Below are 17,879 nucleotides of genomic sequence, written 5' to 3'. Positions count from 1 at the left end.
TGGGAATTTTAACCTACAAGATCTGTGGCACCTTCATGCACGACCTGTTCACCCCTTGCGGCTGACCGCCGAATTCAGACATGCAGTCCTGGCGCTTCCTGCCCCGTGCGTTCGACATATTCGAGATAGCCGCCGCCATACTGGTGGATGCCATCCGGTGTCAGTTCCAGCACGCGGTTGGAGAGGGCGCCGAGAAAATGGCGGTCATGGCTCACAAACAGCATCGTGCCTTCATAGGCAGCCAGCGCCTTGATCAGCATTTCCTTGGTGTCGAGGTCGAGATGGTTCGTCGGCTCGTCCAGCACCAGAAAATTGGGCGGATCAAACAGCATGGCCGCCATGACGAGCCGTGCCTTTTCGCCGCCCGACAGCACCCGGCAGCGCTTTTCCACGTCATCGCCGGAAAAGCCGAAGCAGCCGGACAGCGCCCGAAGCGGTGCCTGACCGGCCTTGGGGAATTGTTCTTCCAGCCACTGCAGCACGGTGCTTTCGCCATCCAGCAGGTCCATGGAGTGCTGGGCGAAATAGCCGAGCTTGACGCTGGCACCAATGGTGACGCTGCCTTCATCCGGCGCGGTGCTGCCGGTCACCAGCTTCAGCAGTGTCGATTTGCCGGCGCCGTTGATGCCCATGATGCACCAGCGCTCGCGCCGGCGCACCATAAAGTCGAGCCCCGCATAGATGGTGCGGCTGCCATAGGCCTTGTGAACGTTTTTCAGGTTCACCACGTCTTCGCCCGAGCGTGGCGCCGGCAGAAAATCGAAAGCGACGGTTTGACGGCGCCGTGGTGGCTCCACGCGGTCGATCTTGTCGAGTTTCTTCACCCGGCTCTGCACCTGCGCTGCATGCGAGGCGCGCGCCTTGAAGCGCTCGATGAACTTGATCTCCTTGGCAAGCATGGCCTGCTGGCGCTCGAACTGCGCCTGCTGCTGCTTTTCGTTCTGTTCGCGCTGCTGCTCGTAGAACACGTAGCCGCCGGAATAGCTGGTGAGCGATCCGCCATCGATCTCGATGATCTTGGTGACGATGCGGTTCATGAACTCGCGGTCGTGCGAGGTCATCAAAAGCGCGCCGTCATAATTCTTCAGGAAAGATTCAAGCCAGATCAGGCTTTCGATATCGAGGTGGTTGCTCGGCTCATCGAGCAGCATCACGTCGGGCCGCATGAGGAGAATGCGGGCAAGCGCCACACGCATCTTCCAGCCGCCGGAGAGCCTTCCGACATCGCCGTCCATCATCTCCTGGCTGAAGGAGAGCCCGTCCAGAACCTCGCGGGCGCGGCCCTCCAGCGCATAGCCGTCCAGCTCCTCGTAGCGCGCCTGCACCTCGCCATAGCGCTCGATGATCGCGTCCATCTCGTCCATGCGGTCGGGATCGGACATCGCCGCTTCCAGAAGACGCAGCTCGGCTGCCACCGTGCTGACGGGGCCCGCCCCTTCCATCACCTCGGCGACGGCCGTGCGTCCGGACATTTCCCCCACATCCTGGTTGAAATAGCCGACGGTCACGCCTTTTTCGATGGCGACCTGACCTTCGTCAGGAAGCTCCTCGCCGGTAATCATCCGGAAGAGCGTGGTCTTGCCGGCACCGTTTGGCCCGACAAGCCCGATCTTTTCCCCCTTGTTCAGCGCGGCGGAGGCCTCGATGAACAAAAGACGATGGCTGTTCTGCTTGGAAATGTTTTCGATGCGGATCATGTCGACAAAGGGCCCGAATGGTTTTCGCGCGCCTTATGCCATGGCCCGACGCCCCTGTCCCCGGTTTTGTGCAGACTTCGAGGCAGAAGGTGAATGGCAAAACCACGCATCATACCGGGTAACTGCCAGCGTCAAAATTCCTCGATGTTGAAGATGTGCCGTATCCGTGTCGCCAGAGAGAGGGGCGGTTTGGCAGCATCGTGCGGAGCAAGGCGCCTCTTCTCCTCCGACAGCCGGCGCGACAGGATGGCGCTCACCTCGTCGGCGATCGTCGGACGGTCCTTGAGGAGGGCAGCGATCGTATCGCGATCGATCTCGTAGGCCACCAAGGGGGTGAGGGCCGTGATGTTTCCGACCTCTTCGGTTTCGGTGAGCAAGCCGCCCTCGCCGAACCAGTCCCCGGGAGAAAGCCGCATCAATTCGGTGCCGTCCCGGTCGATCGAGACCACCCCGGAGCGCAGGATCAGGATGGTGTTCATGATTTCACCCTGACGAGCGATCAGGTCACCCTTGCGGAACGTGCGCCGTGTCATCACGGCACTCAGCGCTTCCTTTTCGTCCTCGGTCAATGAGCCAAGAAGAGGCAAGGCATTCACCAAGCGCCGTGCGGTGCCGGGATTGGCGCCTTGCGATGAGGGTTCGGGCGCTCGAACGGAACCTGCCGCACCCGCCAGCCGGATGCCGTGCGCCTTGGCATGACGAAAAGCGAGATCGAAGATTTCATTGTTGGCCCTTACGCCATCGGCCAGGCTGGCGATCCGGAAGCTCAATTCAAGTTCGATGCTTTCGGTGTCCAGGCTGCAGATCTTCACAGTGGGAGGCGGCACCTGGAGAATAGCGTTGGCGCCTTTCAACGCCGTTTCCATCACCTCGACCACTGCAACCGGTGTCGTCATGATGGCGAACCGCAGCTTCACGCTGGCGCCATGGCTGATGTCGGGACCGCTGCGATTAACGAGCCTCGCCTTCGCCAGACTGCTGTTTGGAATCGTGACGAGGTCGTTCGCGCCATTGATCAGGTAGGTGGCGCGCCAGTTCGTTTCCACGACACGCCCCTCCGCACCATCATCGACCACAATCCAGTCGCCCACGGTATAGGGACGCCCGAGATTGAGCGCGATTCCGGAAAAAACATCGTTCAATGTGCTCTGGAGTGCCAGGCCGAGAATGATGGCAAAGACGCCGGATGTGGCAACGAGAGTGCCCACCGGCACGCTCAGCACATAGGAGATGACCGCCAGGAAGGCACCGCCATAGAGAACGGCAACGACCAGATCCTGCAGAAGGCGCGCTTCCCGCGGCTTTCGCTCGAAGATCAGGAAAATGCGCACCAGACCGACAAGGCAGGCCGAACCGACAAACCACCACGCAGCCTTCGCACCCAAGAGCGCGATCATGGTGACGCTCATCGATCCGGCAGCGTTCGGAGAAAATGGCGTGCTGTCATGGGCATACAAGAAGGTGCTGAGAAGCACGAACAGCAGGGCTCGGCTGAGCAACAGCAGCACCTTCCTGTTATGAAAGACGATCCAGTTCATGACGATGAACGTGAGGATCATGCCCACGAACTGAGCCGCCGCATTGTGTGTCAGATCGATCAGGAGCACACCTTACCTTTCGTGGAACCATAAAGCTTAAGGCAATCGGATATGTGCGGTTAGGAACCTATCCCGAGGCTGGCATGTCCGGCCGCCGAGCGGTGGATGAGCCAATGAAAGGGGTGTCACGCGCCCGGGTCAGCGTGGACAGGTGTGCCGTGCTCCCTGCCGCTTCTGGCTTCGAGGATGACCGCCAGCCCGCAATAGAAAACGGCGAGACTCACCAGCGTCAGCACATAGGTTCCGACATCCTGCAGGCTTGCCCCCAATTGCCCGAGATTGACGAGAGCATTGATCGCGCTCGTGCTGGGGATGACAAGGGCCGCCTTCTTCAAGATCTCCGGCATGGCCTCGGCCGGCCAGGTAAAGCCCGCCATGAAGATGAAGGGCAGGCCGAGGGCTGCGGTCACCAGCTGCACGAGCACCGGATTGCGCAGCAGCCGGGCGATCAGCATGCCAAGACCGCAGACACCCAGAATGAAGGGGACGGCCACGGCCGCCATCGGCCCAATGGCGCCGAGTCGCGGAATGCCGTAAAGATAGGGCAGGACAATCAGGTAGAAGGCGAAGGCGAACGCCTCGACCACCAGATAGGCGAGCAGGCAACCGATGATGCGATCGACGGCACCGATCCTCCGGTCCCGTGCCGCCTGTTCCCATGCGTTCGGATAGGTTCCGAGCAAGCCGACACCGATCAGAAGGGTCTGCTGCAGCACCAGCAGGAAGGCGGCGGGCAGAATATAGGTCGCATAGCCGCTCTGCGGATTGAAGAGCGGGATCGCCGTCAGCGGCATCGGGTCCGTTGCCGCGACCGCCAGATCCGGATCGACATGGGCGGCGACGAGACGCTTCGCCTCGATCTCCGCGCCCATGGTCTTCGCAAGTGCCGTCATCGCCCCTGAAATCCGGCTGTAGAGCAGGAAGTAGCTGGCATCGGCATAAAGCGCCAGCGGTGAGGGCCGACCATGCAGAAGATCGCGCTCGAAGAATTTCGGAATGACCAGAATGCCATGGAGATGGCGCGCAAAAACCTCACGCTGCGCGGACACGACATCGGGCAATGCGGTGACGATCGCCACATCGGCGGAGGCGTCAAGCCTGCGAGCGAAGGTACGACTCATGTCGCTGTCGTCCAGATCGACAAGTGCGATTGGCACGTCGCGAAGGGATTCGCTGCGATAGGGCTGCGGATAGAAGGCGGAGTAGATTACGACGGCGATGATCATGACCGAAAAGACCGGTCGCAGCGTCAGGATCCGCCGCAATTCCATCTGGCAGATGAACAGAACGGGGCTCACGATGCAGCCTCCAGCGCACGGCCTGCCCGTTGACGCCGGGCACCTTGGTTCTCCAGGCAGACAGCCGTCAAGGTGGCAAGAAGGATAACCATGAACAGAAGCACCGCCAGCGGTTGCAGCGAAAGATCCGCTGGCGCGCCGCGCAGTGTCTGGTCGATGCGGGCCGTCAGATACCAGGTTCCCGGCAGCACCTCACCCCAGTAGAAGGCAAAGGGTGTCATGCCGAACCGGGGAAAGCCGATGCCCATGAAGCCGAAGGCCGGCGCGGTGACCAGCGAGGCCACGCTGATGGCCGTCGCCGTGGAGCGGATAAGGACGGCCAGAAGCGCGCCAAACAGCTGGTTTGCCAGGATGAACAGGGCGCCTGCCGACAGCAGCAGCAACCGGTCACCTCTGAGCGGCATCCTGAACCACAGGAAGAGAACAAGATCCGCAATGCCGAGAACGAACAGGAACACCAGCGTATAGGGCAAAAGCTTGCCGAACATCGCCGGCCACAGCCCGCCGCCCAGCCGGCGCAGCACGCGCAGGCGGTGGCGGGTTTGCACGTCGCGTCCCACGGCATAGGCCGTCGATGTGGCAATTATGATCTGCAGCACCGCCGGCATCAGCGCCGCCAGCAGGAAATGGCTGTAATTGAGCGTCGGGTTGAAAAGCGGGTTGATCTGGACGGGAATGGGCGAGAGCGAGGCCTGTGCGACATCGACGGGCTGGCCACGTTCCGTGCGCAGAGACAGGCGAATGCCACCTTCCACACCGGCAAGGGCGGCATTGACGCCGCGCAGTGTAAGCAGGCCTGGCGTCATGGTCTGGGTATTGTAGAAAAACACCACTTCGGGACGCCGACCGGCAAACACGTCCCGCTCGAGATTGTCCGGGATCATCAGCAGACCATGCACCCGGCCGGACAGGATGAGCCGGCGCCCCTCGGCAAGATCGCTCACCGTGATCGTGGCCGCCGTGTCCGGCGTCGCATCGACGGTGCGGATGATCGTGCGGGAAAGATCGCCGCCATCCAGATTGAGAACGGCGATCGGAAGCCGTGTCGCCAGCCCCTGGCTGAACACGGCAGACAGGATGCCCATCAGGAAAAGCGGCAGCACCACCGTCAGGGCGAGCAGCAGGGGATGTTTACGGAACTGTCCGAATTCCCGCATGAGGGCGATGAGGAAACCGGGGCGCAGACTGGTTTTTCCGCGCATCTCATCGCTCCGGACGGGACCAGGAGAGGATGGCGCTCATGCCGGGCCGCAACCCGTCCGCCGGGTCCACCGGCTCGGCGCGCACCTCGAAGGTTCTGAGGTCGAAATCGCCGGTGGCCCGCGTGGCGCGCCAGGTCGCATATTGCCCCTGCGCGTTGATCACCGTCACCCGCGCATTCACCGTCGCATTCTTGAGCGCCGGCACCAGGACGGACAGGCTGTCGCCGACCTTCAGGCCCTTCAGCAGATCCTCGCGCAGGTTGAAGGTAAACCAGGGATGGGCGATATCGACGATCGAATAGAGCGGTGCACCGGCGCTGAAATTTTCGCCCAGTTCGGCAATCCGTGTTGTCACCTGGCCGTCGATGGGGGCAAGAAGCGTCAGTTCCTTCACATCGGTCTGCTGCTGGTTGAGCGTTGCTTCGGCCTGTCCAACCTTCGTAACGGCGAGCGCCCGCTCTTCCTTGCTGGCACCGGCGACCGCCAGATCGAGATTGGCTTGTGCAGCTTCGCGGGCACGCAGGGCCGATTCGAGGTTGCGACTGGACTGTTCCAGCCGCGCCTGCGGTACCGCATTGGTTTCCGCGAGCTTGCTCTGGCGATCCTTGTCCGAGAGGTAGAGCACCACGTCGGCATCGGCGGCGCGCACTTCGGCCTTGTGTGCTTCGATTACCTCGGGACGCGTGCTGTTCACACGATCCAGATCCGCCCTTGCCACGGCCAGCGCCGCTTGCGTCGCCAGCGTGGCGGCGACCAGTTGCGGACTTTCGAGCTGCGCAATCACAGTGCCCTGCTTCACCGTATCGCCGACATCGGCATTCAGCTGTGCGACACGACCGGAAACGCGTGGGCTGACATCAACGCGATCCGCCGACACCTCGCCCTGCACGACAAGCGGAGGCGGACGGGTGGCGAACCACAACAGCCCGGCAAGGCCTGCGATGCTTGCGACGCCGAGTGCCGCGCCGAGTTTACTCACCATTATCAGTAACCTTTCAGAGAAAGCGCGAATACGTGTTTGTCACCTGGACAAGCTTACGGCGGTGGCCAGGAACGAGAGATCGATGTTCTGCAGGGTCAGTGTGGGGCTGGTCCGTGTCGGCTGACGCCCTATTCGGAAACGACGCTTGACCGAGGTCCCTCAAAAGTGCGCTACACCACCTGATGTTGAAGTTGGCCCAGAAGTAATATTTAATTGCATTAACGGAAGTTAGCTGGTCGTGAGTTCACCGGAACTCACGTCGCTTGAGGGCAGCGGGCTTGGGGGACGACCGGTGGAAGCAGGACCCAGCCGGCAGCGAACGATCCGGAGGCGTGCACCTAAACCTCTGATCCGACGGGTATTTCATGAAAACCGACCTGCCAGCTTCGGCCATACGGGAGCAGATGGACCTGTTGCGAAAAAGCCCGGCATTTGCGGGTTCCGAACGCCTGCTCGAACTGCTCAGTTACGTGGTGGAAGAAACGCTGAATGGCCGTGCCGGCGACCTGAAGGAAGCCGTCATCGGCAATGCAGTCTACCAGCGCGATCCGCCCTACGATCCCCGCATTGATTCAACCGTTCGCGTGGAGGCAAGGCGGCTGCGCAAGAAGCTGGAGGAGCACAGCCGTATCTACGGGCAATCGGATCCTGTCAGCATCATGATCCCGACGGGGACCTATGTGCCGGCCTTTGTCATCAAATCCGGCGAGCGCGATGCTGTGCCCCTGCACCAGGGGTCCGAACGTGAGATATTTCGAAACGGTCCGGGTGCTGTAATCGCCATCCTGCCCTTCCGTGCGGTGTCTGGCGAAGCGACCACCCAGGAATTTGCCGATGTCATGACGGACGAGTTGAGTTTTGCGTTCGGTTCCGAGCCCGGAATCAGCATTCTGTCGCGCGCCACGACATTTGCCTACAAGGAGAGGCAGCCGTCCATACGCGATCTGGCAGCGGAGCTTGGGTTCGACGCAGTCATCCAGGGGACCGTACGTCAGCATGACGGGATCATCCGCGTCACGCTCGAGGTGTCCGACACCCGAGGCGTAGTCGTCACCTCGGACCGGTTCGAAGGTTCTGTCGTTCAACACGCGGACCTGGCGGAACGGATTGCCACAACCTTTGTCAGCCGCCACCGGTTCGATACATCCAAACTGCGCGCTCGCCTTGTCAAGCCCGGGCCGGCGGCCGCTCAGGCCCACGGCCAGCTCTACAGGGCACGCCAGTTGCTCGATCGTCAGGTGCCGGAAAGCCTGCGCGAATCGCTGTCCATCTTCTCGAAGATCGCCGAGGATACTGTCGATTATGCGCGCGGCTATTCCGGCATTTCCGATTGCTATTGCGACATGTTCCGGATCGGTATGGTCGATGCGGTCACGGCACGGTCCTTCGCGCGCCCTGCCGTCGAAAAGGCGCTCGAAATCGATCCGCAATCGGCAGAAGCGCTGACCGCTCTGGGCGTGGTCCAGGCATGGCTGGAGCGGGACTGGGCGGGAGCGGAAACCAGTTTCAATGCTGCGATGAACTTCGGATACCACGCCAGAACCGCCCGGGTTTTCGGGACCTATCTGGCAGCGCGCGGGCGGGAGGACGAATCCGAGCGGCTTTTTGCCGAGGCTCGGCGGATCGAGCCCTTTTCCCAGCAACAGGATATTGCGGAAACCTTGAGCCGCTTCCAGTCTCGGAACTTCGCCCGGCTTTCGGAGATGGCATCCGCCGTGACCTTGCGCAACGCGCCGATGGAGGCCCTGTTCTATCTCGCGCTCGGCGCCCACTTCGCCGGCAATTCCGAATTTGCCCGCCACTGTCTGCAGCCGCTCGGCAACATGATGATGACGCATCCACTGCTGGTCTTTGCCAGTGCCGAGCTGGAGGCCTGGCTGGGATCGCCTGACCGCGCCGCCACGCTTCTGAAGGTCGGTAGTGCGAAGGCGAGCTACTTCTCCCATTCCACCCTCGCCTGCGCCATTGGCGATGGCGAGGCGGCCCTGCGCTATCTGCATCTCGCCCTGCGCAAGCGTGAATTGTCCACCGTCTGGATGCGCATGGACCGACGGTTCGATGCCATCCGCGATTCCGACCGGTTCAGGGCACTGACCGGCGAGGCAATCATCTCAAGCGTGCTCTCCGCCTGAGCCGTCCTTCCCGCAACTTACAGTAAGCCTAAGGTGATCTCACTTCCGGCACCCGTGGCGCATCGTTTACGAAGATGGTCGTCCACCCTCGCATGTCTTCAACACTCATGCAGAACCGACGCGGAACAGCCAAAAGACCCTGCTTCGTTGGCTGTGGCGCGTTCCCATGACGGACACGGTTGCCTGCGATTTTGAGATTCGCAGGCAACCATCGGGCTTTGCTGTTTTCGGACGTGCCGGATGCGCTGACGCAATGGTGGTACGCCGATAATGCCGGGGCATTCTCCCTCAGCTCGGCTTCCTGGGCATGACGCGTGTCGATCATCAGTATCCGGGTCATCACTTTCATAGATATCTGGGAGGGCGCGCATCGCGTGCATCAAATTGCACTGCCGCAATGGGTGCAGACGCTTGGCATGAGCTTTCCGCTTGTTCTTCTGGAGCCTTCCCGGCGTTGATCACCAGGGTGCTGCTGACGCTGAACGATGCCTGATACGAGGTGCGCGACGATGCGACCCTCCACCTTATGATGATGGCCGCCATCTTCGCCGCCATACCCGCGCCGCATGCCTTGGTCCCACGTCATGCGGCCACGGCACCCTTACGCATCGCGCAGCCGTTCTGTTGACGCGCCAGACCTCTTCGCACCACCGCTCACAGTGAGCCAAACACTGTCTCACTTCCGGTGGCATAGCTGAGACCGTTACACATTCATCCGTCAACCCGGACGTTTCGCATGTCAGAGATCGGTATCCCCTCCCGCATCTTCAGGCCGAAAGATGTCGATCCGAAAGCCTTGATCTCGCCGGCGACGGCGGGGTCGGCAGTCTCACCCCTGTCGGGCGGGCAAAGCCTGAAGGCCGCTGCTCGTTCGAGCCTTTGAATTGCGGTCCCCTGGAGCCGAAGACCATTATGAATGAAGCAGAGATCCTGAAGCAGGCCTTCGCCATGCCGCTCACCAGCCCGGCATTTCCGAAGGGACCCTACCGGTTCTTCAACCGCGAATACCTGATCATCACCTACCGCACCGACCCTGATATTCTGCGCCGGCTGGTGCCGGAACCGCTGGAGATCGACCGCGACAATCCGGTGGTCAAATATGAATTCATCCGCATGCCGGATTCGACCGGCTTCGGCGATTATACCGAAAGCGGCCAAGTCATTCCCGTTTCCTTTCAGGGCAGAAAGGGCGGTTACACGCACTGCATGTTCCTGAACGACGATCCGCCGATTGCCGGTGGGCGCGAACTCTGGGGCTTTCCCAAGAAGCTTGCGAGCCCCCGCCTGACGACCGAAACCGACTGCATCGTTGCGACGCTCGATTACGGTTCGGTGCGGATCGCGACCGCAACGATGGGCTACAAGCATGTGCGGCTCGAAGATGGCCCCGTTCTGGCGTCCCTTGCAGCGCCCAACTTCCTGCTCAAGATCATCCCGCATGTCGACGGCACGCCGCGCATCTGCGAGCTGGTGGAATATCATCTGCAGGATATCGACCTCAAATGGGCCTATACCGGCCCCTGCAGCCTGAAACTCGACAGCCACGCGCTGGCACCGGTCAATGACCTGCCGGTGCTGGAGATCCTGTCCGCCTCGCATTTTCGCGCCGATCTCACACTCGGCCTCGGCGAGGTCATCCATGATTATCTCGCAAACCAGGAGCATCCATGAAACTCGCCCGTAAAGTCGCCATGGTGACCGGTGCCGCCAGCGGCATCGGCAAGGAAATCGCCTTCACCTTTGCCGAGGCCGGCGCAAAGGTCGCCATTGCCGACCTCAATGTAGACGCCGCCCATGGCGCCGCCGAAGAGATCGACGCGCGCTACGGAAAAGGCACCGCGATCGGCATCGGCATGGACGTGACCAGCGAGACCCAGGTGGACGCGGGCGTGGATGAAGCCGTCGCCCGGTTCGGCCAGCTGGATATTCTGGTCAGCAATGCCGGCATCCAGATCGTGGCGCCGGTCGATGAATATGATTTCGCCAAGTGGAAGCAGATGCTGGCGATCCATCTCGATGGCGCCTTCCTGACGACCCGTGCCGCGCTCCGCCACATGTATCGCCAGGGCCAGGGCGGCAGCATCATCTACATGGGATCGGTGCATTCCAAGGAAGCGTCCCTCCTCAAGGCACCCTATGTCACCGCCAAGCACGGCCTCTCCGGCCTTGCCAAGGTAGTGGCCAAGGAAGGTGCAAAGCACAAGGTGCGCGCCAACGTCATCTGCCCGGGCTTCGTGCGCACGCCGCTCGTCGACAAGCAGATCCCCGAACAGGCAAAGACCCTCGGGATCACCGAGGAGGAGGTCGTCCGCACCATCATGCTGAAGGACACGGTGGATGGTGAGTTCACCACCGCCAAGGATGTCGCCGAAGCGGCACTGTTCTTTGCCGGCTTCGAAAGCAATGCCCTGACCGGCCAGTCCATCGTCGTCAGCCACGGCTGGTTCATGCAGTAATGTCAGGAGGCTCCATGAAAGCCCGCAGCCCATCCTCTCAAGGCCGCCCGCCCTTCGAATGCATCGCGCTGGTGCTGCAGGGCGGCGGCGCGCTCGGCTCCTATCAGGCCGGGATCTATGAAGCGATGGCGGAAACCCGTCTGCCGTTCGACTGGGTGGCCGGCATATCGATCGGGGCGGTGAACGCGGCTCTGATTGCCGGCAACGCGCCGGAACAGCGGGTGGAGAAGCTGCGGGCCTTCTGGGACACGATCACGGCCAATCCGCTGCTGGATTGGGTCACGGCGAATGAGGTGCTGACCCCCAGGGGCGATCTGGCGCGCTGGATTCACAACGCCATCAGCGCCAACTGCAACCTCGCCTTCGGCGCGGCGGCCTTCTTTACGCCCCGTTTCCCAGTGCCGTTCCTCCACGCGCAGGGTGACCGGGAGGCGACCAGCTTCTACGATACGAGCCAGCTCAAATCGACGCTCGAACGGCTGGTCGATTTCGATCGCATCAATCACGGCGACATGCGTTTCTCGGTTGGCGCGGTGAATGTCAGGACCGGGAATTTTACCTATTTCGACAACACGCGCCATCGCATCGGGCCGGAACATGTCATGGCCAGCGGCGCATTGCCGCCCGGCTTCGGCGCGGTCGAAATCGACGGCGAGTATTACTGGGATGGCGGCCTGATTTCCAACACGCCGCTGCAATGGGTGGTCGATACGGCCGGCATTCGCCAGGATACGCTGGCCTTCCAGGTCGACCTCTGGAGCGCACACGGTGAACTGCCGGGCAATATCTTCGAAGTCTCCACCCGTCAGAAGGAAATCCAGTATTCGAGCCGCACCCGCTCGGAAACCGACCATTTCAAGCGTCTCCAACGGATCCGCGGCGCGCTTTCCCATCTGCTTGCCGCCCTGCCCCCGGACCTCCAGGACAGCGAGGATGCAAAGCTGCTCGCTGAAGTGGCGGACCAGAAGGTCTACAGCGTCGTTCATCTGATCTACCGGACGCAGAGGCACGAGGGGTCTTCCAAGGACTACGAGTTCTCGCGGCTGACCATGCTCGACCACTGGAAGGCCGGCTATCTGGACGCCAGACGCACTCTGGAAAACCCGTCCATCTATGAACGGCCAACAAATCGCGAAGGCGTGCTGGCCTTCGACCTTCTCAAAGAGGATATCTAGGCGCCCTGCGAGAGACGAATATTCTTCGTCGCACGGTGCTCACTGGACATCGGCTTGCGAAGGCCCTGAAGACCGGCGGTATGTCACGTGAAATCAATGGCGCAAATTATGGCGGAGAGGGTGGGACTCTTCCCCAATTAGAGCAAAACCATAGGGTTTCCGCCAAGTTACTGACGGATAAGCCCGATTTCGATACTTCGAGCGATACATTGAACGATACATTTTGACAAGTCGACCTGTTCGGAGGCGCTGCCTTTCCCAATTCTGATCGCGCGATCTGGATCAATCCAGGAGCCAATCCGGCTCAGATCGGTGGCGTTCTTCGTTTACCCAGAGCGGCCACGACCTGGGGCGGATGCCACCTCCCCTTTGCCAATCTGGAGCGCACGACGGACATATGTCGGGTCGCCTCTAGGGGATGCTTCGCCTTGTGCCGCGTTGCGTTGCAGAAGAGGCAAGCAGCCACGATATTGGGTGCGACGTCCTTGCCACTATCGCATCTGGCTTCAACGTGCTCGGCCGTGCATCGAAACCGCTTCGCCAGCCCCGACGAAATTTCATAGCGCTCGATGAACTCCTCCGGTGCGGTGTCCCACATCGGTAGCTGACAGTAGAAGCAACGCCAGCCCTGCTCTCGAGCGGCTTGCCTTCTCAGATTCTTGATTGCCTTTTTTGATGGCATGGGTCCACGTCCTTTGCTTCATTGCTGAAGCGGACGTGCAGTGACCGTTTGCGGCCACCCCTCAGTTGGGAGGAAAACCCTCGCACAAGACGACGTATGCGTAATACGTCACTCCGCAGTCTTTGAACGGTACGAGCGCCGATTGAACGCCTCGCTGACGAGTTCGTAGAAAACTCCAGGTGAGCGACATGTCTCACCTCCATCCATGACCAACTTACCAAAAGTTCGCCGTTGATCAACGGCAACAGAAAAGCTTCCCGATCGGGACGATTTTGGTCGCAACATTACCGCTCTTCCCCTTCGGTAAGTTTTCATGGAAACTTATCAATTCTTCCTGTACGGTAAGTCAGCATATAGGGAGAGCCTATCATGATCCGTTCAGCGGCAGAATTCGGCGCGCTTGTCCGAGAACACAGGAAGAAGCTGGGATGGACGCAAACCCAGCTCGCCGAGCGCTGCGGCACCGGGGAACGTTTCATCGTCGATCTGGAGAATGGCAAGCCCAGCTGTCAGCTCGAGAAATCTCTGATCGCGGCCAGAACGGTGGGTATCGACCTCGGCGATCTGAATACGGCCTCCCCCTCGCCCGCTCCGGCGGCCGATGATGATCTCAGCTACCTGCCACGCTTTTCCTGATCGGATACGACCTTGACGACGATCTACTACGAGAACTGGCCTGTGGCCCATCTGTCGGACCAAGATGGCCTGTCTCTCTCCTATCACCCGGAGTGGGAGAAGCGGACATCCGCCTTTCCCCTGTCGCTCACGATGCCAATGCGTGCCGGTAGCCATGGCCCCGAACGGGTCATGCCCTGGCTCGCGAACCTACTGCCCGAAACCCACCTCTCTGAAATCGGCCAACAGCTGAAGGTCTCGCCCCAAGACGTGCTCGGTCTCCTGATGCGCGTCGGCCGCGATACGGCAGGCGCGTTCTCGATCGGTGAGCCGCGGCGGGAGGGAAATAATTTCCGCATCGTCGATGACGAGACAGCACTTGAGCGCGTCATCGACGAACTGCCGGAGCGACCTTTCCTGATCGGCGAGCGTGGCGTCTCGATGTCGCTTGCGGGCGTCCAGGATAAGCTGCCGGTCTATCTCGACCAGGACGGCCGGATCGGCATTCCGCTCGACGGCACACCATCGACCCACATCCTGAAGCCCGACATCAAGCGTCTCGCGGGCAGCGTCACCAACGAAGCGTTCTGCATGATCCTCGCAAGGCTCTGCGGTCTGGACGCCGCCGAAGTGACAATGGGCCGCGCAGGGAAACGGGACTATCTTCTTGTCCGCCGCTATGACCGGGTTTCCGACGGCCAGGGGATCATCCGCCGCATACACCAGGAGGACTTCTGCCAGCTGTTGGGACTGTTCCCGGCAGAGAAGTATGAGCAAACCGGTCTCGGTCGGCGTGGCGGCGCATCTCTGCCGCAGATGTTCGAAGCCTTGGCTCGCCTTGTCTCGCCAGCCGAGCGCATTCGGCTACTCGACGCGGTGGTCTTCAATGTCCTGATCTGCAATTCAGACTCGCATGCCAAGAACTATTCCGTCCTAGTCGGTGCGTCTGGCACGGCCAGGCTCGCCCCGCTCTACGACCTGATGTGCGCGGCACCCTACAAGCAGGTCGATCAATCCCTACCCCAGCATCTGGGCGGCAAACGAAACGCCGATGAGCTGCACGGAAAGGACTGGCGTGAGTTCGCCGCCGACGTCGGGCTCAGCCCCGCCACCGTGACCAGGCGCGTCGGGGAGCTTGCCGCTCTTGTCACGACCAAGGCCGACGAAGCGCTCGAGCAGGTGCAATCCTACCCGGTTTCGAACCGGGAAATCGCCTCGAACCTCGTCTTCCTCATCAAGAAGCGGTGCCGACGGATCGAGCGGCAGATTTCGGGCTGAAACTCGGTATGACCGACATTTGAATGCAACTTATTGATGCAATCAAAATTGGCCTCCAAAAAAATTTTCGAGAAAATTCGGCTCTTGGAATCATTGAGAAAATCAGACGCGAAAGTCGATAAAATCGTCATTTATCGTTTATTTTCATAATGTTGACAATCGCGGTTGTAACACCTTCCTGAAATCCATGTCATCATTATCTCACGGTCACCGATGAAGACCGGATCAGACAAGGAGTTAATGAATACATGGCAAAGTACACGCATAAGAAGATTTCGGCCAAGCTCGCCGCCAAGGCAGCGAAGGCGGCCGACGACGACGTCTCGCAAGAGGACGTCAGCGAGCTACAGGCCATCGGCGAGGACATTCGCTCTCTCGGTCGTAGGACAAACCTGCAAGCATACGAGCTGGGCGGCTACCTCGCTCGCGCGAAAGCCATACTCCCGGAGCGAGAGCTTGGCGCTTGGGTGAAGGCGATCTGCAAGTTCACCCCGAAGACCGCCCGCAACTATATCGCCGTCTATGAGAACCTGAGTGTCTATAAGGAGCGGCTTGTCGCAACGGCGACGTCCCCGACCATGCTCTTCGTCCTCGCCTACGCCGAGGAACAAAAGGTCGAGGACGTACTGGCTGCTCTTGAAGCCGGCGAGGAGCTCACCGTAGCCCAGGTGAAGCAGATGGTCGGCGTGTCGACACCCAAGAAGGCAGCGCCAGTTGCTGACAGTCTGAACATGGGCGGATTGGCCGGCCTGCGCAAAGTCGCCGATCTGAAGATCGAGCAGGACGCCGCACGGTTCCTTGGTCTGACGACGTCGATCCTAGCCAAGGTCGAAAAGGCGCTTGAGCCTCTGTCGCGCAACCGCGCGGTGCTCAAGGGGGCACTGAGCGATGCCGTCATGTACGACTGCCGTCATGCCCACGACCTCATCAACAGCCTCGCCGCCCCGCTCAGGCCTGACGTGACTGCGCATATGAACTGGAAGCCGGAGAAGTTGCCACACGGCACCAACTGGCGGAAGGTGCAGGCCCTCCTGCATCGGATGGGTGGCAGTGAAGATTGGCCGGACAGGTCGAGCTTTGTACCCTGGCTTCAGAACGAAGTGGTGCCGCTCCTTCGCTTCGTCGTTCATGGCGAACCTCTGCCGGGCGACGCCGAGGAGGAGGAGGCCCGATCCGACGTCGCCGTGGAGATCGAACAGGAAGCAGATGACGGGCTCCTCGGCTACCATTACATGCCGCTACCGGCGCGGGACCAGATCGACAGTGCTGTGGAAACCGTCGCTCCGGATGGTCGAGACGAATTCAAGACGAAGCTTGTGTTCGATGCCAGACCGTTCAAGCGGCAGCTAAAGAGGTTGGCTGCCTGACACCAGACCGCCACCAAGAGCCCCGCCACCGCGCGGGGCTTTTTGCATGCAGGGGAAGCCGCGTGTCTCGTTAACCATGCCGGAGCTCTTCGTTCCGGGTGTGTTCTTGTCGACTTGCCGGACATGGTTCTCCGGGCTATGTCGACGGCGTCAGCAGAAACGCCTGGTTCTGCAGACACTTAGCGGCTCCCGCCGGTGCTACCAACACCGACGAAAGCCTGACCAGCAACCTTCTCTCGAAAGGCCACCGGCTATGTCGACCCTTAACCGCTTCGCTTGCCCACCGGAAGCATCCCCCTCGCATTCCCCTGTTGAAACTCGCTGGCGCTTGTCGCGCAGCTGCCGTTTGGCTGCGCGCTAACCGCCTCCCTTCAGGATCACTCTCACCAGCGTCAATGCGGAAATCATTTCCGCATCTGTCGACCCGCGTCCGCGCGGTCGAGGTGACTGCCGATCCTGCCTCGATCACAGGAGAATTCTTCATGACCGCCAAGAACACTCCCGCCGCGGCAGCGGCATCCTATGACCTGACCATCGACCTCGAGGACATGCGTCCGTCGCTCGACAAGCTGGTAAGCGAGATCGTCGATACGGCTCTCTCCGGTGCCATGTTCCGCCGTGCGCTAACCGCCGGTATGGATGACATCGCATCCGTAATGCGCGCTGTGCCGGCCGCCGAGGGCCGATTGCTCGAGCGAGGCATTGGCTTCCTCGCGAAACGCAATCCCGATCTTGTCGTCCTGACCGATAACCTACGCCTGCCGGTTACCAAGGCTGCCGCTGAACTGGTCGCGATGAATGACGCCGCTCTGGTCAAAGCGCTGAGCCTCGATGCGGATAGTGGTGGTCGTAAAAGCTATACGCCCGATCTCCTGATCATCAACCGGTCCACGAGAATCGGACATCTGGTTGATGTGAAGCGCAGCCTCAATTCTTATGAAGTCTCGCGGATCACGGAGTTGAAGAACCGCATGCTTGCGGCCGCGCTGGTCGTTCCGGACCTGCTGTACAAGGAGCATCGGCGACTGCATGTCGAGGAGGTCCGCGTTGTCATCTTGAATGCCGAGAACCAGCGAACCGATATCGATGGCGGCGTGTGGCCCCTCACGCATCTTGACCACCTTTTGGAAATTGCGGGCGCCGGCGAAGTGATGGCGCATCTCCGCGAGCTATTCCAACGGCGTGTCGAGGCAAACTGGATGTCGGCGTTGAACGATCACCGCCTCGACACGGCTAACAGCCCAATGATTTCGCGCAGCGACCCGACCGAGCGTAACGGCGTCCGACCACGTCCAAGCGAAGACGAGCCCAGCGCGTCGCGTACGCCGGTATCGATTGGATTCGCCAGGCCACCACGCATAGCGATGGCCTGATCGGTCCAAGCCTTCCTCTCTTCT

The 17,879-nt window shown here is 60.8% G+C and carries 13 protein-coding genes; 8 read left to right on the top strand and 5 right to left on the bottom strand.

Going from position 1 to position 17,879, the window contains the following annotated elements:
* Window positions 1-74: 74 nt before the first annotated feature.
* The 5 genes from J2858_RS21095 to J2858_RS21075 form a co-directional block, all read right to left on the bottom strand.
* On the bottom strand, window positions 75-1,697 hold the full coding sequence (locus tag J2858_RS21095) for an ABC-F family ATP-binding cassette domain-containing protein (RefSeq protein ID WP_210106836.1): 1,623 nt from the start codon (window positions 1,695-1,697) through the stop codon (window positions 75-77).
* A gap of 131 nt (window positions 1,698-1,828) precedes the next feature.
* Window positions 1,829-3,304: a cyclic nucleotide-binding domain-containing protein gene (locus J2858_RS21090; RefSeq protein WP_210106835.1), complete on the bottom strand. Its 1,476-nt coding sequence runs from the start codon at window positions 3,302-3,304 to the stop codon at window positions 1,829-1,831.
* Window positions 3,305-3,420: 116 nt separating this feature from the next.
* Window positions 3,421-4,593: an ABC transporter permease gene (locus J2858_RS21085; RefSeq protein ID WP_210106834.1), complete on the bottom strand. Its 1,173-nt coding sequence runs from the start codon at window positions 4,591-4,593 to the stop codon at window positions 3,421-3,423.
* Window positions 4,590-5,795, bottom strand: a complete 1,206-nt coding sequence (locus J2858_RS21080) for an ABC transporter permease (RefSeq protein WP_210106833.1) — start codon at window positions 5,793-5,795, stop codon at window positions 4,590-4,592. The genes J2858_RS21085 and J2858_RS21080 overlap by 4 nt, the downstream gene beginning before the upstream one ends.
* Window position 5,796: 1 nt before the next feature.
* Complete coding sequence (locus tag J2858_RS21075; RefSeq protein ID WP_210106832.1) at window positions 5,797-6,777, bottom strand: HlyD family secretion protein; 981 nt, start codon at window positions 6,775-6,777, stop codon at window positions 5,797-5,799.
* Between the two features lie 365 nt (window positions 6,778-7,142).
* Here J2858_RS21075 and J2858_RS21070 point away from each other — a divergent pair, with 365 nt between their 5' ends.
* The 8 genes from J2858_RS21070 (at window position 7,143) to J2858_RS21035 (ending at window position 17,855) form a co-directional block, all read left to right on the top strand.
* Window positions 7,143-8,909 carry a hypothetical protein gene (locus tag J2858_RS21070; RefSeq protein ID WP_210106831.1) on the top strand — a complete coding sequence of 589 codons (1,767 nt, stop codon included), beginning with the start codon at window positions 7,143-7,145 and terminating at the stop codon, window positions 8,907-8,909.
* A gap of 912 nt (window positions 8,910-9,821) precedes the next feature.
* Window positions 9,822-10,580, top strand: a complete 759-nt coding sequence (locus tag J2858_RS21065; protein ID WP_210106830.1) for an acetoacetate decarboxylase — start codon at window positions 9,822-9,824, stop codon at window positions 10,578-10,580.
* Window positions 10,577-11,365 (top strand): 3-hydroxybutyrate dehydrogenase, encoded by a 789-nt coding sequence (locus J2858_RS21060; RefSeq protein ID WP_210106829.1) that lies wholly within the window; start codon window positions 10,577-10,579, stop codon window positions 11,363-11,365. The genes J2858_RS21065 and J2858_RS21060 overlap by 4 nt, the downstream gene beginning before the upstream one ends.
* 14 nt (window positions 11,366-11,379) lie before the next feature.
* Window positions 11,380-12,540: a patatin-like phospholipase family protein gene (locus J2858_RS21055; RefSeq protein ID WP_210106828.1), complete on the top strand. Its 1,161-nt coding sequence runs from the start codon at window positions 11,380-11,382 to the stop codon at window positions 12,538-12,540.
* A 1,051-nt stretch (window positions 12,541-13,591) separates the two neighbouring features.
* On the top strand, window positions 13,592-13,858 hold the full coding sequence (locus J2858_RS21050) for a helix-turn-helix transcriptional regulator (RefSeq protein ID WP_210106827.1): 267 nt from the start codon (window positions 13,592-13,594) through the stop codon (window positions 13,856-13,858).
* 12 nt (window positions 13,859-13,870) lie between these two features.
* Window positions 13,871-15,115, top strand: coding sequence for a type II toxin-antitoxin system HipA family toxin (locus tag J2858_RS21045; RefSeq protein ID WP_210106826.1), 1,245 nt, complete (start codon window positions 13,871-13,873; stop codon window positions 15,113-15,115).
* Window positions 15,116-15,363: 248 nt separating this feature from the next.
* Entirely contained in the window at window positions 15,364-16,482 is a 1,119-nt protein-coding gene (locus J2858_RS21040) for a hypothetical protein (RefSeq protein WP_210106825.1), read from the top strand.
* Between the two features lie 482 nt (window positions 16,483-16,964).
* Window positions 16,965-17,855, top strand: a complete 891-nt coding sequence (locus tag J2858_RS21035) for a hypothetical protein (protein ID WP_210106824.1) — start codon at window positions 16,965-16,967, stop codon at window positions 17,853-17,855.
* Window positions 17,856-17,879: the final 24 nt, after the last annotated feature.

Source organism: Neorhizobium galegae (assembly GCF_017877135.1).
GTDB classification, from domain to species: Bacteria; Pseudomonadota; Alphaproteobacteria; order Rhizobiales; family Rhizobiaceae; genus Neorhizobium; species Neorhizobium galegae_A.
Note: the sequence above shows the minus strand (reverse complement) of the source record. Positions and strands in the feature narration are given on the sequence as shown.

Excerpts from the sequence above, each read along its gene's own strand:
- J2858_RS21055 (WP_210106828.1), top strand. The coding sequence starts at position 11,380 with ATGAAAGCCCGCAGCCCATCCTCTCAAGGCCGCCCGCCCTTCGAATGC.
- J2858_RS21035 (WP_210106824.1), top strand. The coding sequence starts at position 16,965 with ATGACCGCCAAGAACACTCCCGCCGCGGCAGCGGCATCCTATGACCTG.
- J2858_RS21070 (WP_210106831.1), top strand. The coding sequence starts at position 7,143 with ATGAAAACCGACCTGCCAGCTTCGGCCATACGGGAGCAGATGGACCTG.
- J2858_RS21050 (WP_210106827.1), top strand. The coding sequence starts at position 13,592 with ATGATCCGTTCAGCGGCAGAATTCGGCGCGCTTGTCCGAGAACACAGG.
- J2858_RS21095 (WP_210106836.1), bottom strand. The coding sequence starts at position 1,697 with ATGATCCGCATCGAAAACATTTCCAAGCAGAACAGCCATCGTCTTTTG.
- J2858_RS21040 (WP_210106825.1), top strand. The coding sequence starts at position 15,364 with ATGGCAAAGTACACGCATAAGAAGATTTCGGCCAAGCTCGCCGCCAAG.
- J2858_RS21060 (WP_210106829.1), top strand. The coding sequence starts at position 10,577 with ATGAAACTCGCCCGTAAAGTCGCCATGGTGACCGGTGCCGCCAGCGGC.
- J2858_RS21075 (WP_210106832.1), bottom strand. The coding sequence starts at position 6,777 with ATGGTGAGTAAACTCGGCGCGGCACTCGGCGTCGCAAGCATCGCAGGC.
- J2858_RS21065 (WP_210106830.1), top strand. The coding sequence starts at position 9,822 with ATGAATGAAGCAGAGATCCTGAAGCAGGCCTTCGCCATGCCGCTCACC.
- J2858_RS21080 (WP_210106833.1), bottom strand. The coding sequence starts at position 5,795 with ATGCGCGGAAAAACCAGTCTGCGCCCCGGTTTCCTCATCGCCCTCATG.